The organism is Paractinoplanes lichenicola, from assembly GCF_016785085.1.
GTDB classification, from domain to species: domain Bacteria; phylum Actinomycetota; class Actinomycetes; order Mycobacteriales; family Micromonosporaceae; genus Actinoplanes; species Actinoplanes lichenicola.
In genome coordinates this window covers 338,518-351,480 of the sequence record NZ_JAENHO010000005.1, presented here as the reverse complement: position 1 = coordinate 351,480, position 12,963 = coordinate 338,518, and the positions used below count along the sequence as shown (strand labels likewise).

Here is a 12,963-nt window from a genome sequence, read left to right as displayed (position 1 = left end):
CTGATTACGTGAGGATCTTGTCCTCCGCATGGACTTCGGCTGAACGAGAAGTGCCGATGGGTGTCCAGATCAGCAGGGCCAGGCTGAACCAGACATAGAGGTTGCCGCCGATCAGCTCGAGCGGGGGACGCGGGCGTTTCTCCCACAGCCAGGTGAGCCGGCTGGTCATCAGCACGTAGGCGCTGATGCCGAGGGCCTTCCGGTTCGCCTCGACGCACCGGACGATCGCCGGCAGCAGCCAGACACAGTGGTGGATCCACGTCACGGGGCTGATCAGGCAGCCGACGATGCCGGTCAGCGCCAGCCCGCCCATGATGTCGTCCGGCGCCTTGGCCACCCGCCAGGCCCAGAACGCCAACGTGAGGAGCACGCAGACGACCCAGATCTTGGATTCGACCTGCGCGATCGGCAGCCGGGCCAGGAAGCCGCGCTCGGACTGGTTGGACAGAAAGGACAGCACCCCCACCCGGTTGGTGTCCCACAGCGCCGACGTCCAGAACTCGCGGGACTCGTCCGGGAAGATCGCCGCGGCGAGCAGGGTGGCCCCGGCCGCCGTGCCACTCGCGGTCGCGGCGGCCCGCCAGCGCCGGGTGACCAGCAGATAGACGATGAAGATGCCGGGTGTCAGCTTGATCGCAGTGGCCAGGCCGATGCCGACACCCGCCCACTTGCGGCCCTTCGACAGGCCGAGCAGCAAATCTCCGGCCACCAGCGTGAGCAGCAGCGTGTTGACCTGGCCGAACGTGATGGTCTCGCGGACCGGCTCGAACGAGATGGCCAGGCACACCGCGATCCCGTACGCGAACCAGACCGTCCACTGCTGACGCCGGATCAGGTCACGCGTGAACCACCACGTCAGCAGCGCGGTGGTCAGCACCGTGGCGATGATCGCGACGACGACCACGACGCCGAACGGGAGGAACGCCATCGGGGCCATGACGAGGCCGGCGAAGGGCGGGTAGGTGAAGCCGTACGGGGTGCCGGGGCGGAGCCAGTCGTAGACCATGCCGCCGTCGCCGCGGAACCAGTACTGGATCGCCCCGTAGTAGACCTTGGAGTCGAAATACCCGTTACGCGTCTGGGCCAGATAGACGACCAGCAGGGTGATCAGCCCGGCGGCGGCCAGCAATCCTGTTTTTCGCTTCATGCACCACTATCCAGACTAGAAAGACAGTCATCGCGACCGCGCCCTGCGTTTTCACGGCCAGGGCCAGGTTGTATCCATCCGGCAGACACAGGGCGCTCGCGACGGCGCACGGGACGACCAGCCAGTTCAAATGCCTATGCAACGTGGCCGCCAGAATCGCGAGCGGCCACAGGGCGTACCAGGGGTGAAAGACCGGCGCGAGCAAGACCGTGGCGGCGAGCGCGTAACCGGCGTACAGGAGCGGGTTTCTGCCGCCGGCCTGCCAGTTTGCGCCGCGAGCCGCGTTCCACCAGAGCCGGATCAGGACGACCGCGAGCGCGACGATGCCCAGGATTCGGGTCACCGGCACGGCATCCGGCCCGACCAGGTCGATGGCCATGCCGACCGCCGTCGGGGGCGACGTCCACTGCACCGACTTGCCGCTGCCGCTGAGCGCCGTGACCCAGCCGAAGCCGCGCCCACTTACCAGACTCGCCGCCGCCAGCCCGACCAGCACACCACCCAAAACCCGAACCGCCTGCCCGACCCACGCCGCCCGCCCGGATCGCCCTTCGTCGCTTGTTTGCCCGGCTTGTGCACCTTCGCGCCCGTGTCCAGCCATCCCTAACCCCCACCACCAAGGGCGTGGGCCGAAATTACGCCGCCGAGCCGACAAGACCCGCGGGTTGTCCACAGGCCCGGTCAAGGCACCCCGGGATTGTGGATAACGTTCGATCATCAGCAGGAGCGCGAAAGGCACCACGACCAGGGCGGTTGCCTTTACGGCGATCGCCAGTCCGAGCAGGAGGCCGGCGCCCCAGCCCGCGAGATTGGCACTTTTGCCTTTCATGCGGACGCCAGTGCCAGCATTCGCGACCCCGGCTTCGGTGTTCGCGGCGTCGGCGGGGGAGTTTGCGGGCGCGGCGGTGGGTTTGGCGGCCACAGCGGGAGAGTTTGCGGGCGCGGCGGCTACGGCGGGGCTATCTGTGACGAAACCGGCGGCGCCCTCTGCCGCGGAGCTAGCGGGCACGGTCGCGGATTTGCCGTCCCCAACGGCGGGGCTCGCGACTGAGGCGGCGGTGGGGTTGGCGGGCGCGGCGGGGTTGGCGGATGTGACGGTCGGGTTGGCGGGCGTGGCTGCGGAACTGGCGGGCGTAGCGGTGGGGTTGGCGCGGATGAAGGTGGGGTTGGCGCGGATGGCCAGGGCCAGGCCGGATGCCATTAGGCCGATCATGAGGGCGTCGTTGTGGGCGCCGGAGATCAGGTGGATGGGGACCAGTGGGCAGGCCAGCACGAGCCAGGCCGCGCGGCCGAGTGGCACGCCCCCGCGGCGGCACAGCACCGGCAGGGCGACGGCGATCAGGGCCACTCCCAGCAGCGCGATCACTCGCAGGCCGGCCAGGGTGAGGGTCAGGCTGCCGGTCTTGGCGGCGATCCCCGCCAGCATCAGGAACAGCGGACCGTACGGCGCCGGGGCGTCGCGCCACGTCGGGGCCACGGCGTCGGCCCAGGGGCAACCCACAAGGTCAACACCGCCCGCGTACGGGTCCAGGCCCGCACTCTGCTGCCAGCCCTGACACGCGTACGAGTAGGCGTCGTAGCTGCCCAGCGGCAGGAACGCGAGCAGCGGCAGCAGCCACAGGGCGGCCGTGACGTAGGCCCAGCGCGCTGTTTTCTCCGTGTGGACTCCGGCCACCCACGCCGCGATCAGCAGGCCCGTGCCGGCCAGCCAGGCGACCGGCAGCAGGACGCCGTTGTCACCGGCGAAGATCGTGCCCGGGGTGATCGTGGGCTGCCACGGGTTGGTCGCGCCGCCGAGCCAGGCCGCGACCGCGAGGGCCAGGCTGCCGGCGAAGCCCCCATAGCGGACGACGGCGGGGCGGGGCATGGCGAGCACACTACCGTGCGTACGGGTAGGGTCTTGGCGCGTGTGGGCTCGGCACCGGCTGGAGTGGGTCACCGCCGTGCTCGCGGCGGTGCTCGGCGTCGTCTACCTGCTGCTTCCGCCGATGGGCTCCGACCTGGCCGCGCAGCAGGCCCGGGCCGGTTTCTTCGAGGCGCACGGCTACACCCCGACAGACCTTCGCTGGTACGCCGGAGTCGACCAGCTGGGCTACAGCCTGACCTCACAGCCCGTGATGGCCCTCCTCGGCGTACGCGTCACCGGCGCCCTGTCCCTGCTGGCCGCCTCGGTGCTGTTCGCCCTCCTGCTGCGCCGCACCGGGGCCCCTCGCCCGCTGCTGGGCGCCGTGGCCGGAACGCTGTGCATCGCGGGCAACCTGGTCAGCGGCCGGGTGACGTACGGGCTGGGGGTCTGCCTGGGGCTGGCCGCCCTGCTGGCCCTGACCTCTGCGCGCCGCCGCTGGCTGCCTCCGCTGCTGGCCCTGCTGGCCGCCGCCACGAGCCCGGTGGCCGCGCTGTTCGTGGGCCTGGCCGGCGTCGCCCTGGCCCTGTCGCCGCGCCGTCCCCCTCGGCTCGCCCCCGATCGGGTGCGGGCCGGGCTGCTGGTCGCCGTGCCCGCGGCGCTTCCCCTGGCCCTCAACGCGCTGCTCTTCGGCGACGGCGGCTGGATGAACATCAGCCGCACCGACACCGTGCGGGCCGTGGTCGCCGCCCTCGTCGTGGCGGCCCTGGTCCCTCGTCGGCCCGTGCGCGTCGGCGGCGTCCTCGCGGCCCTCGGGGTGCTGGCGGCGGCCCTGATCCACACCCCGGTCGGCCTCAACGCCACCCGCCTGGCCGTGATGTTCACGCTCCCGCTCCTGGCCGCCTACGCCACCCTTCCCCGGTTCTCGCGCACGCCCGCGGCGACGTCGGCCGCCCCGACCGCTTCCACGGCCCAGCCACCCGCCCGGCCCAACCCCCAGCCGCCGTCCCGTCAATCCGACGCCCAGCCGCCGTCCCGTGGGTCCGACGCTCAGCCGCCGTCCCGGTCGCGCGCCCGACCCAGCACCTCTCGCCTCAGCTATCGCCCTTTGCCGACCTGGGCCGTAGTCGTGCTGCTGGCCGTCGCCTGCTGGTGGCAGCCTCCCGTGGTCACCGGCGACGTGCGTGACATCGGCAACCCGACCGCCGACGCCGCCTACTTCCGCCCCCTCCTCGACCGCCTGGCGCAGGAACAGCTGACCGGCCGCGTCGAGATCCCCGCCACCCGCGCCTATTGGGAGGCCGCCCACATGGGTGACGTCCCGCTGGCCCGGGGCTGGCTGCGGCAGGCCGACATCGACCGCAACCCGCTGTTCTTCAACGAGATCCCCGGCGCCACCGGAACCGGCGTGCCGCTCTCGGCCGGCACCTACCGGCTCTGGCTCGAGGAGCTGGCCGTCCAGTTCGTGGCCGTCCCCGACGCCGAGCTGACCTGGTCCGGCCGGCCCGAGGCGGCGCTGGTCACCGCGGGTCTGCCCTATCTGACCGAAGTGTGGACGAGCCCCCACTGGCGCCTCTACGCGGTCACCGACCCCCGGCCGATCGTCGCCGCGCCGGGCACGCTGACCAGCCAGGACGCCGCCTCGCTGACGTTCGAGGCGCCGGCCGCGGGCGATATCCCGGTCCGGATCCGCTGGAATCGCTGGCTGACGGTCAGCGCCGGCGCGACGCTCCACCGGGACGGCGACTGGCTGCTCGTCCGAGTCCCGGGCCCGGGCCGCTACACCGTCAGCAGCTGAGGACGGTGTCACGAGCCCGGGCTGTTACACCGTCAGCAGCTGAGGACGGCGTCACGGGCCTGTGCCGCTACAGCGTCGGTGGCTGAGGGCGGACTGCGGCTTTCGTTGCAACACGGCCGGTGGCCGCGCAACGGCCCCGGCCACCCACTCGCTCGCGAGGCGCGCCCGGAACGGTCCCCGGTGCTTTTGTCGGGGGTGACGACTCGTACGGGATCGGCTGTTGTCCCTGACGACGCGATCGGCGCGCGCAGGGACGTCAGGCGAGTTCCTCCAGGATGCGATTTCGGGCGTGCTGGTAGATCACCGAGCTGCGGAAGCCGACGATCTCGCGGCGCTGCGTGAACTTGTCCATGAGGAACGAATGCAGGCCGTCGACGCTCGGGACGGCGACGTGGACCAGCAGGTCGTCGCCGCCGGCCACGACGAAGACCGAGATCACCTCGGGCAGCCCGCCGATGTAGGCCTTGAGGTTCTCGATGACCTCGCGGCTCATCGGGCGCACCTGGACGTGCAGGAACGCCTGCACATGGCGGTTGAGCGCGGCCAGGCTGATCTCGGCGTGATACCCGGTGATCACCCCGCGGTCCCGCAGCAGCCGTACGCGTTCCAGGCAGGTCGACGGGGCGATGCCGACCGCGCGGGCCAGGTCGCGGTTGGTCTGCCGGGCGTTCGCCTGCAATGCGCGCACGATCGCCGAATCAACTTCGTCCACGGGGTCACCTTTCGTGGCCGGCACCGAACGTTGTTCGGCGAGCGACCGAGAACGTTGGGCATGCGCCTACCTTCGGCCCATGTTCTCGCACGAAAGAATCATCATCCGGCGCGGCCCCGAGTCCGGGCTGCCGATCATCGTCGCCGTGCACTCGACGGCCCTGGGGCAGGCGCTCGGCGGGTGCCGGCTGAAGCCGTACGCGGATTGGCGGGACGGCCTGGCCGACGCGCTGCGACTGTCGGCCGCCATGACGGACAAGTGCGCGCTGGCCGGGCTGCCCAACGGCGGCGGCAAGACCGTGATCGTCGGGGAGCACTCGCCAGCGGCCCTTCGCGACGCGGGAGCCGTGATCGAGGAGCTGGGCGGGACCTACGCGACCGGCCCGGACATCGGCACCGGCCCGGACGACATGGTGACGATCGGCGAGCGGACGAGTCACGTCTTCTGCCGTCCGGTGGCCGCGGGTGGCAGCGGCGACTCCTCCCCCGGCACCGCCGTCGGCACGGTCGCGGCGTTGCGGGCAGTCTGTTCCGACCGGTTCGGCTCCTCGTCCTTGGCCGGCCGCTCATTCTCGGTGCTGGGTCTGGGCCGGGTCGGCGGGCGGGTGGCTCGCCTGCTCGCCGAGGCGGGCTCGAAGCTGGTCGTGGCCGACGTCGACCCGGCGAAACGCGCCCTGGCCGACGACCTCGGCGCCGGCTGGGTCACACCCGAGGAGGCCCTGACCGCGGCCGTCGACGTGGTGGTGCCGGCCGCGCTCGGTGGCGTGCTGACCCCGTCCTCGGTGGCCGCGTTGCGGTGTGCGGCGGTGGCCGGGCCGGCCAACAACCAGCTGGACGCCCGGGCCACGGCCGGTCTGCTGCACGAGCGCGGCATCCTGTGGGCGCCGGACTACGTGGTCAGCGCGGGCGGTGTCATCGCCGCGACCGCGGTCGAGCTGCGGCACGAGAGCCCGGCGCAGGTCACGGCCCGCCTCGACGGCATCGCCGACACGCTGGCCGGGGTGTTCGCGGCGGCCCGGCGCGACGGCGTGACCCCGAGCGCCGCGGCCGCCGCCGAGGCGCGGCGCCGGGTGGCTAGTCCACGGGGCTGACCGGCTCGGCCCGGTCGTACGGCTGATTCAGCGGCGCATCGCCCGGTATGTCGGCGAAGTGGGCGTTGAGGTGGGCGTACGGGTTGCGCCGGGGGTCGCGCACCTCGCGGGCGATCCGCAATTCCTGCCGGCGCAGCGCCACGGCCAGCCGCAGCGCCGACCACAGGCGTAACCGGCGCGACGAGTCGATGGCCGCCAGGATCCGGGCCAGGGTCTCCCGTTCCCGCTCGGGCACGCAGGTCAGCACGATGATCAGGGGAAGGACGGCCGACAGGATCTCGCTGAGGACGAACAACAGCACCAGCAGAGCGACGATCCCGGCCAGCACGGAAAAGGTCATCGACTTTCTCTCCTGTCCGAAGCGGGACTTACTGAGCGCTGAACGCGGCCGCGGCCACCAGGACGAGGGCGAACACGACGGCCACCGAGACGACGGCGATGCCGGCGGCCGCCCGCAGCAGCGCGCCGAGCGGCATGAAGGCCTTGCGCAGCGCACGCATGATGCGCAGGGCGACCAGTAGGGACACCGCCGCGAGAGCCAGATACACGATCGGCGGGGCGGAACGGACCGTTTCGAGAAGGTCGGCGTTCCCGAGTGAGGAGGAGAGGGAAGTGATCATGGTCGACCTCCGGTTAAGGCCGCATATCCACTGTCGAGGGCCTGACCCCGTCGTCGGACGTCGGGACGAACACTGACGGACGCCGAACCGGCCTCCGGTGTTATATCTCCGTGACCCCTAACATTGAATATCCATGGCTATGCAGCGATCCGCAAGCGCGATACTCATGCGTGAATAAGTTTCTCCCCGCCTTCACGCCGGGCTACCGAGCGGGAAACCTTTGTGATTGCATAAGTTATGCGCCGGTACCGTATGATCATCGGCCCTGCTGTATCGTTCCCCTGTGACAAATCAACCCTTAACGGTCGTTCAGCCTGCAGCGCCGCAGCTGACCCTCGTCACCACCCTGTGTGGCGGCGGAACCTGCCCGACCGTCTACCGCACCGATCGAGACACATTCGTGGTGCAGGGATATACCGTGACCGCCGAAGCCGCCGGGCTGGACCTGCCGGCGGGCGAGCAACTGGTCGAGATTCCGGCCGAGCTCCTCGCCGAGGCGGTGAAGAAGAGCAGCTGACCATCACAACTCGCACGGGAGGAGGGCGGGCCCCATGACAGACTCGCCCCACTTCCCGGAGGGCACCGACGAGCCGGTCGGCGCGGTGCTGGCCCGGCGGCGCAAGAGCCTGAAGATCCCGGGCCAGGTGCTCGGCGAGCGGGTCGGCATGAGCCAGGCCAAGATCTCGCGCCTGGAGACCGGCAAGTCCGCCCCCGACCCGTCCGACGTCCGCCTCATCGCCGAAGCGCTCGCGCTGCCCGACGTCGAGGTGGATCGCCTGGCCGCCCTGGCCGAACAGTCGAGCAACCAGCTCGTCGACTGGCATTCGACCGAGGCCGGCCTGCAGACCCGGCAGAATCGCGTCCGCCACCTCGAGACCGCCGTCCGGGAGATCCGCATCTTCCAGCCCGCGGTGTTCATCGGCCTGGTGCAGACCAGCGAATATGCCCGCGCGGTGCTGTCCGGGCTGCGGATCAGCCTCGACGACGACGAGATCGCCGACTCCGCGCTGGCCGTCTCCGAGGCCGTCACGACCCGGCTGGAACGCAGCGAGATGCTCTACGACCCCAGCCGGTCGTTCTCGTTCGTCATGACCGAGGCGGTGCTGCGCAACCAGGTGTGCTCCCCGGCGGCGATGGTGGCCCAGATCGCCCGGTTGCGCGAGGTCGCCCAGCTACCCAACGTTCGGGTCCAAATAATCCCGGAAAACACCGAGCTGGGCCTTGCCCCGTTCCACGGATACGAGCTCATGGGCGACAAATATGTGATGGTCGACCTGTTCAACACGACCATCGGCTCCGACGGCCGCCACACCATCCGCCTCTACCAGCGCGTTTTCGACGCGCTGGAGGCGATGGCGACGTCGGACATCGACACCATTCTGGACGCTCATCAGTATCGCTACATCCGGATGCTGCCCGGCGCCGGCGCCTGACACGTTGTGACTACGGCGTTTCCGTCCGTACCGTGGGGTCATGACGATCCATGAGGACCCCCGCCCTCGCCGCCTGCAGGAATTGACCCACTTGTGCGGCGGCGGCGGTTGCCCGACCGTCTATCGGACCGAACGCGAGACGGTGGTCGTGCAGGGCTACGTAGTGCCGGACGACAGCACCGCGGTCGAGGTGCCGGACGGCGAGCGCCTGGTGGAGATCCCCACCGAGGTGTTGCTCGCCGCCGCCGACAAGATCCGCGAGCAGGCCGTCGGCTAGCTCCGAGAATGCCTGGGACAAGGGCGTCACCAGGCGAAACGACGCCGCTTCTTCTTCTGGCCGCGCAGGCCGCCGAGGAAGTCGGCCCCCTCGCGCAGGGCCCTGCTGCCGCGGCTCGGGCCACGCTTGGCCTCCAGCCGCTCGCTGAGTTTGCGGGCGCCGGCCGCCGCGAGCGGGACGGCGACGGCCATGATCGCGAAGCGCTTCACCATGTTGAACAGCATGGTCTTGTATTACCCACTCAGGATTCGAGCACACGCTCCATCGCCGCCCGGGAGCGCCGGGTCAGCCGCAGATAGCGGTCGACGAACTCGCCCGGGTCGCCCCCGCCCAGCAGCTGCACCGTGCCGGCCAGCTCGACGCCGTGGCGGGGCAGCTGGTCGGTGGGCCGGCCCCGCACCAGGGTCAGCGCGTTGCGCACCTGCGCGGCCAGGGTCCACCCGGCGGTCATCGCAGCCGCGTCGACCTTGTCGACCAGCTTGGCGCCGACGGCCGCGTCGAGGGCCTCGAGCGTGCGGGTCTTGCGCAGCCCGGCCTCCGCGTAGGCGTGGCGCAGCTGCAGCAGTTGGATGGCCCACTCCACGTCGGACAGCCCGCCCCGGCCCAGCTTGGTGTGGGTGTGCGGGTCGGCGTTGCGGGGCAGCCGCTCCACCTCGACGCGGGCCTTGATCCGCCGGATCTCGACGACCTGCTCGCGGGTGAGGCCGCCCTCCGGATAGCGGATCTTGTCGGCCAGCTCCTCGAACTTCCGGCCGAGGGCGGCGTCGCCGCCGACGAACCGGGCCCGCAGCAGCGCCTGAGCCTCCCAGACGCGCGACCAGCGGGCGTAATACTGCTGGTAGGCCGCGAGGCTGCGGACCAGCGGCCCCTGCCGGCCCTCGGGACGCAGGTCGGCGTCGATGCCCAGCTCGGGGTCGGGGGCGGGCGCGGTCAGCGACTTGCGCAGCTGCTCGGCGATGGCCAGCGACGCCGCCGACGACTCGTTCTCGGGGGCGCCGGGCGCGGGCTCGTAGACGAACAGCACGTCGGCGTCGGACGGGTAGCTCATCTCGTAGCCGCCGAGCCGGCCCATGCCGATGATCGCGAACTGGAGGCCCTCGGGGCCGGGATGGGCGCGCCGGGCCACCGTGAGGGCCGCGTTGAGCGTGGCGTCGGTGACGTCGGACAGGGCGATGCCGATCGCGTTGACGTCGAGCGGCTCGGCCGGGGCCAGGTCGCCCGCCTTGCTCAGGATGTCGGCGCAGGCCAGCCGGAACAGCTCGCGGCGGCGGCGGGCCCGGACGGCCGCGATCGCCTTGGCCGGATCCTCCGGGTAGCGCTCGGCGGCGGCCCGGAACCCGTCGAGCAGCGACTCCCGCGAGCGGGGCAGCAGCTCGGCGTCGTCGGCCAGCAGGCGCAGCGCCTCGGGGTCGCGGGTGAGCAGGTCGGTCGCGTATCGCGAGAGGCTGAGCACGCGGGCCAGCCGCCGGGCGACCGGGCCGCCGTCGCGCAGCAGCCGCAAATACCACGGGGTGGAGCCCAGCTTGTCGGAGACGTGGCGATAGTTGAGCAGGCCGCGGTCGGGCTCGGGGGCGTCGGCGAACTCCTGCAGCAGCATCGGCAGCAGCGTGCGCTGAATGGCCGACGTGCGGGTGACGCCGCCGGTGAGCGCCTGCAGGTGGCGCAGCGCGGCCGCCTGGTCGGCGAAGCCGAGCACCTCGAGCCGGCGACCGGCCGACTCGGGGGTCATCCGCAGCGCCTCGGCCGGCACCCGGGCCACGGCCTCGAGCAGCGGCTGATAGAGCAGCTTGATGTGCAGGCGGCGGACCTGGGCGGCGTGACCGACCCAGTCGGAGCGGAACGCCTCGACGGCGTCGCGGCCGGGCAGCGCCGTGTAGCCCAGGGCGGCCGCCAGCCAGCGCAGGCCGTCCGGATCGTCGGGCACCGTGTGCGTGCGGCGGAGTTGTTGCAGTTGCAGCCGGTGCTCGACGCCGCGCAGGAAACGGTAGCCCCGGAGCAGGGTCTCGCCGTCCTCGCGGCCGACGTAACCCCCGGCGACCAGCGCCCGCAGCGCCGGGATCGTGCCCGGCCCGCGCAGCGTCTCGTCGATCCGGCCGTGCACGAGCTGCAGCAGCTGGACGGCGAACTCGATGTCGCGCAGGCCGCCGGGACCCCGCTTGATCTCGCGGTCGACCAGGCCCGGCGGCACATTTTCGATGATCTTGCGGCGCATGTCGCGGACGTCGGGGACCGCCTCGGGCCGCTCGGCCGCGTGCCACACCAGCGGGGCCAGATCCTCGATCCAGCGGCGGCCCAGCGCCAGGTCACCGGCGGCCGGCCGGGCCTTGAGCAGCGCCTGGAACTCCCACGTGCGGGCCCAGCGGCGGTAATAGGCCTCGTGGCTGGCCAGCGTGCGCACCAGCGGGCCGCGGCTGCCCTCGGGGCGCAGCGAGGCGTCGACCGGCCACGCGACCATGCCGCAGATCTCGATGAGACGGGCCGCGACGATCGTGCCCGCGCTCAGATCCTCGTCGGAGTCGGCCACGAAGATCACGTCGACGTCGGAGACGTAGTTGAGCTCGTTGCCGCCGCACTTGCCCATCGCGACCACGGCCAGGCTGGGCTCGGGGGTCGACGCGGGCAGCCCGGCCACGGCGATCGCATAGGCCGCGGCCAGCGTCTCGTCGGCCAGGCGGGACAGCGCGGCCATGGTCGGCTCGAGCCCCCGGCCGCCGGTCAGATCGGCGGCGGCGATGCGCAGCAGCGAGACGCGATAGGCCCGGCGCAACGCGGGCACGCTCGGCTCGTCGCTCTCGACCTCGAGGTGGCCCTCGGCGTTGGGCGGCAGGCCGGTCTTGCCGGTTGCCAGCACCTGCCAGTCGGCCGGGTTGGCGACCAGGTGGTCACCGAGCGCGGACGAGGCGCCCAGCACGGCCACCAGCCGCCGGCGCAGCCCCGGATCCTGCGCGAGCGCGCCGATCAGCGCCTCGGTGGCGTCGTTGGTGACGATCTCGCCGCCGGGACCGGTGACCGGGCCGCCGTTGCCCCGCGCGGCCGCCCGGCCCGCCGCGTCGACCAGCCGGTGCAGCTGACGCAGGGCCAGGTTGGGGTCGGCCGCGCGGGACAGCGAATTGAGCACCTCGGCCGCCTCGGGGCCGACCGGGGCCTGCGCCTCCGGATCCCACAGCCGCAGGCCGGTCGGGCCGAGCAGGTCGGCGACGCGCAGGCCGTTGTCGGCGAAGCCGTACCGGGCGAGCCGGCTGGGCCTGGTCACCTCACTGGCCCAGCAGCGGAAGGGTGCGGCCGGTGCCGGGGGCGGGTATGTCGGCGTCGGGCAGGGTGCCCAGGGCGAGCGAGGCGAAGCGGGCGGCGAACGGCTGCCACACCTCCTCGACGTCGGGCAGCACGTCGGCGGTGGCGAAGACGACCGCCTCGGCGTCGTAACCGAGCTCGTCGATCGTGGCCCGGTCGCTCGCGGCCCACTGCTCGATCATCGCGGCGTCGCACTCGATGTGGAACTGCAGGCCCCAGGCCCGGTCACCCAGACGGAAGGCCTGATGCGGATAGCGGCTGGAGGCGGCCAGCAGCACCGCCTGCAACGGCAGCTCGGTGATCTCGTCGCGGTGCCACTGGACGACGTCGGGCAGCAGCGGCACCCACTTGAACAGCGGGTCGGTGTCGGCCGCGTCGCGCTTGCCGACCAGGCCGGGGCCGATCTCGGGGCCGCTGGTGCTGCGCTCGACCAGGCCGCCGTGGGCGCTCGCCAGCAGCTGACCGCCGAGACAGACGCCGAGCGTGGGCACCCGGTGACGCACCGCCTTGCGCAGCAGCCCCTCGAGCGCCGGGAACCACGGCGCCCCGGGCACGCCCTCGGCGTCGGAATAAGCATTTTGGTCGCCGCCCAGCACGACGAGCGCGAGATAGTCGTCGAGGGTCTCGGGGAGCTCGTCGCCGGCGTGCGGCCGCAGCACGGTCAGCTCCAGCCCCGCCTCGGTCAGCCACTCGCCCAGCCGGCGCAGATCGTCGGTCGGATCGTTCTCGATGACTAGTGCAGTCGCCACAGT

At 71.8% G+C, this 12,963-nt stretch carries 13 protein-coding genes; 5 read left to right on the top strand and 8 right to left on the bottom strand.

Annotated features, from left to right (window positions below):
* Window positions 1–4: 4 nt before the first annotated feature.
* Together JKJ07_RS19110 and mptB are read right to left on the bottom strand one after the other, a co-directional pair.
* On the bottom strand, window positions 5–1,147 hold the full coding sequence (locus tag JKJ07_RS19110; RefSeq protein WP_202992945.1) for a glycosyltransferase 87 family protein: 1,143 nt from the start codon (window positions 1,145–1,147) through the stop codon (window positions 5–7).
* The gene (gene mptB / locus JKJ07_RS49955; protein WP_236029327.1) at window positions 1,071–3,014 is read right to left on the bottom strand and encodes a polyprenol phosphomannose-dependent alpha 1,6 mannosyltransferase MptB; all 1,944 of its coding nucleotides are present in this window, start codon (window positions 3,012–3,014) and stop codon (window positions 1,071–1,073) included. The genes JKJ07_RS19110 and mptB overlap by 77 nt, the downstream gene beginning before the upstream one ends.
* 40 nt (window positions 3,015–3,054) lie before the next feature.
* Here mptB and JKJ07_RS19095 point away from each other — a divergent pair, with 40 nt between their 5' ends.
* A complete protein-coding gene (locus JKJ07_RS19095; RefSeq protein WP_202992944.1) occupies window positions 3,055–4,788 on the top strand; it encodes a hypothetical protein in 1,734 nt (577 codons plus the stop codon).
* Window positions 4,789–5,044: 256 nt separating this feature from the next.
* Here JKJ07_RS19095 and JKJ07_RS51775 read toward each other — a convergent pair whose 3' ends face one another.
* Window positions 5,045–5,500 (bottom strand): Lrp/AsnC family transcriptional regulator, encoded by a 456-nt coding sequence (locus tag JKJ07_RS51775; protein ID WP_202992943.1) that lies wholly within the window; start codon window positions 5,498–5,500, stop codon window positions 5,045–5,047.
* A gap of 79 nt (window positions 5,501–5,579) precedes the next feature.
* Here JKJ07_RS51775 and JKJ07_RS19085 point away from each other — a divergent pair, with 79 nt between their 5' ends.
* A complete protein-coding gene (locus JKJ07_RS19085; protein ID WP_202992942.1) occupies window positions 5,580–6,590 on the top strand; it encodes a Glu/Leu/Phe/Val dehydrogenase dimerization domain-containing protein in 1,011 nt (336 codons plus the stop codon).
* Here JKJ07_RS19085 and JKJ07_RS19080 read toward each other — a convergent pair.
* Window positions 6,574–6,930 (bottom strand): hypothetical protein, encoded by a 357-nt coding sequence (locus JKJ07_RS19080; protein ID WP_202992941.1) that lies wholly within the window; start codon window positions 6,928–6,930, stop codon window positions 6,574–6,576. The two genes, JKJ07_RS19085 and JKJ07_RS19080, sit on opposite strands and share 17 nt — an antisense overlap.
* Window positions 6,931–6,958: 28 nt before the next feature.
* Window positions 6,959–7,210, bottom strand: coding sequence for a hypothetical protein (locus tag JKJ07_RS19075; RefSeq protein ID WP_202992940.1), 252 nt, complete (start codon window positions 7,208–7,210; stop codon window positions 6,959–6,961).
* 283 nt (window positions 7,211–7,493) lie between these two features.
* On the opposite strand from JKJ07_RS19075, the gene JKJ07_RS19070 reads away from it, so the two are divergent.
* The 3 genes from JKJ07_RS19070 to JKJ07_RS19060 are packed head-to-tail and all read left to right on the top strand — an operon-like array spanning window position 7,494 to window position 8,920.
* Window positions 7,494–7,727: a hypothetical protein gene (locus tag JKJ07_RS19070; RefSeq protein WP_307834323.1), complete on the top strand. Its 234-nt coding sequence runs from the start codon at window positions 7,494–7,496 to the stop codon at window positions 7,725–7,727.
* A gap of 34 nt (window positions 7,728–7,761) precedes the next feature.
* The gene (locus JKJ07_RS19065) at window positions 7,762–8,643 is read left to right on the top strand and encodes a helix-turn-helix domain-containing protein (RefSeq protein WP_202992939.1); all 882 of its coding nucleotides are present in this window, start codon (window positions 7,762–7,764) and stop codon (window positions 8,641–8,643) included.
* Window positions 8,644–8,683: 40 nt separating this feature from the next.
* Window positions 8,684–8,920: a hypothetical protein gene (locus JKJ07_RS19060; RefSeq protein WP_236029325.1), complete on the top strand. Its 237-nt coding sequence runs from the start codon at window positions 8,684–8,686 to the stop codon at window positions 8,918–8,920.
* A 26-nt stretch (window positions 8,921–8,946) separates the two neighbouring features.
* Here JKJ07_RS19060 and JKJ07_RS19055 read toward each other — a convergent pair whose 3' ends face one another.
* Genes JKJ07_RS19055 through JKJ07_RS19045 form a run of 3 tightly spaced genes read right to left on the bottom strand, consistent with a single transcriptional unit; the run spans window position 8,947 to window position 12,960 of the window.
* A complete protein-coding gene (locus JKJ07_RS19055) occupies window positions 8,947–9,132 on the bottom strand; it encodes a hypothetical protein (RefSeq protein ID WP_307834322.1) in 186 nt (61 codons plus the stop codon).
* 29 nt (window positions 9,133–9,161) lie between these two features.
* Window positions 9,162–12,173, bottom strand: coding sequence for a bifunctional [glutamine synthetase] adenylyltransferase/[glutamine synthetase]-adenylyl-L-tyrosine phosphorylase (locus JKJ07_RS19050; protein ID WP_202992937.1), 3,012 nt, complete (start codon window positions 12,171–12,173; stop codon window positions 9,162–9,164).
* Window position 12,174: 1 nt separating this feature from the next.
* Window positions 12,175–12,960: a type 1 glutamine amidotransferase gene (locus JKJ07_RS19045; RefSeq protein ID WP_202992936.1), complete on the bottom strand. Its 786-nt coding sequence runs from the start codon at window positions 12,958–12,960 to the stop codon at window positions 12,175–12,177.
* Window positions 12,961–12,963: the final 3 nt, after the last annotated feature.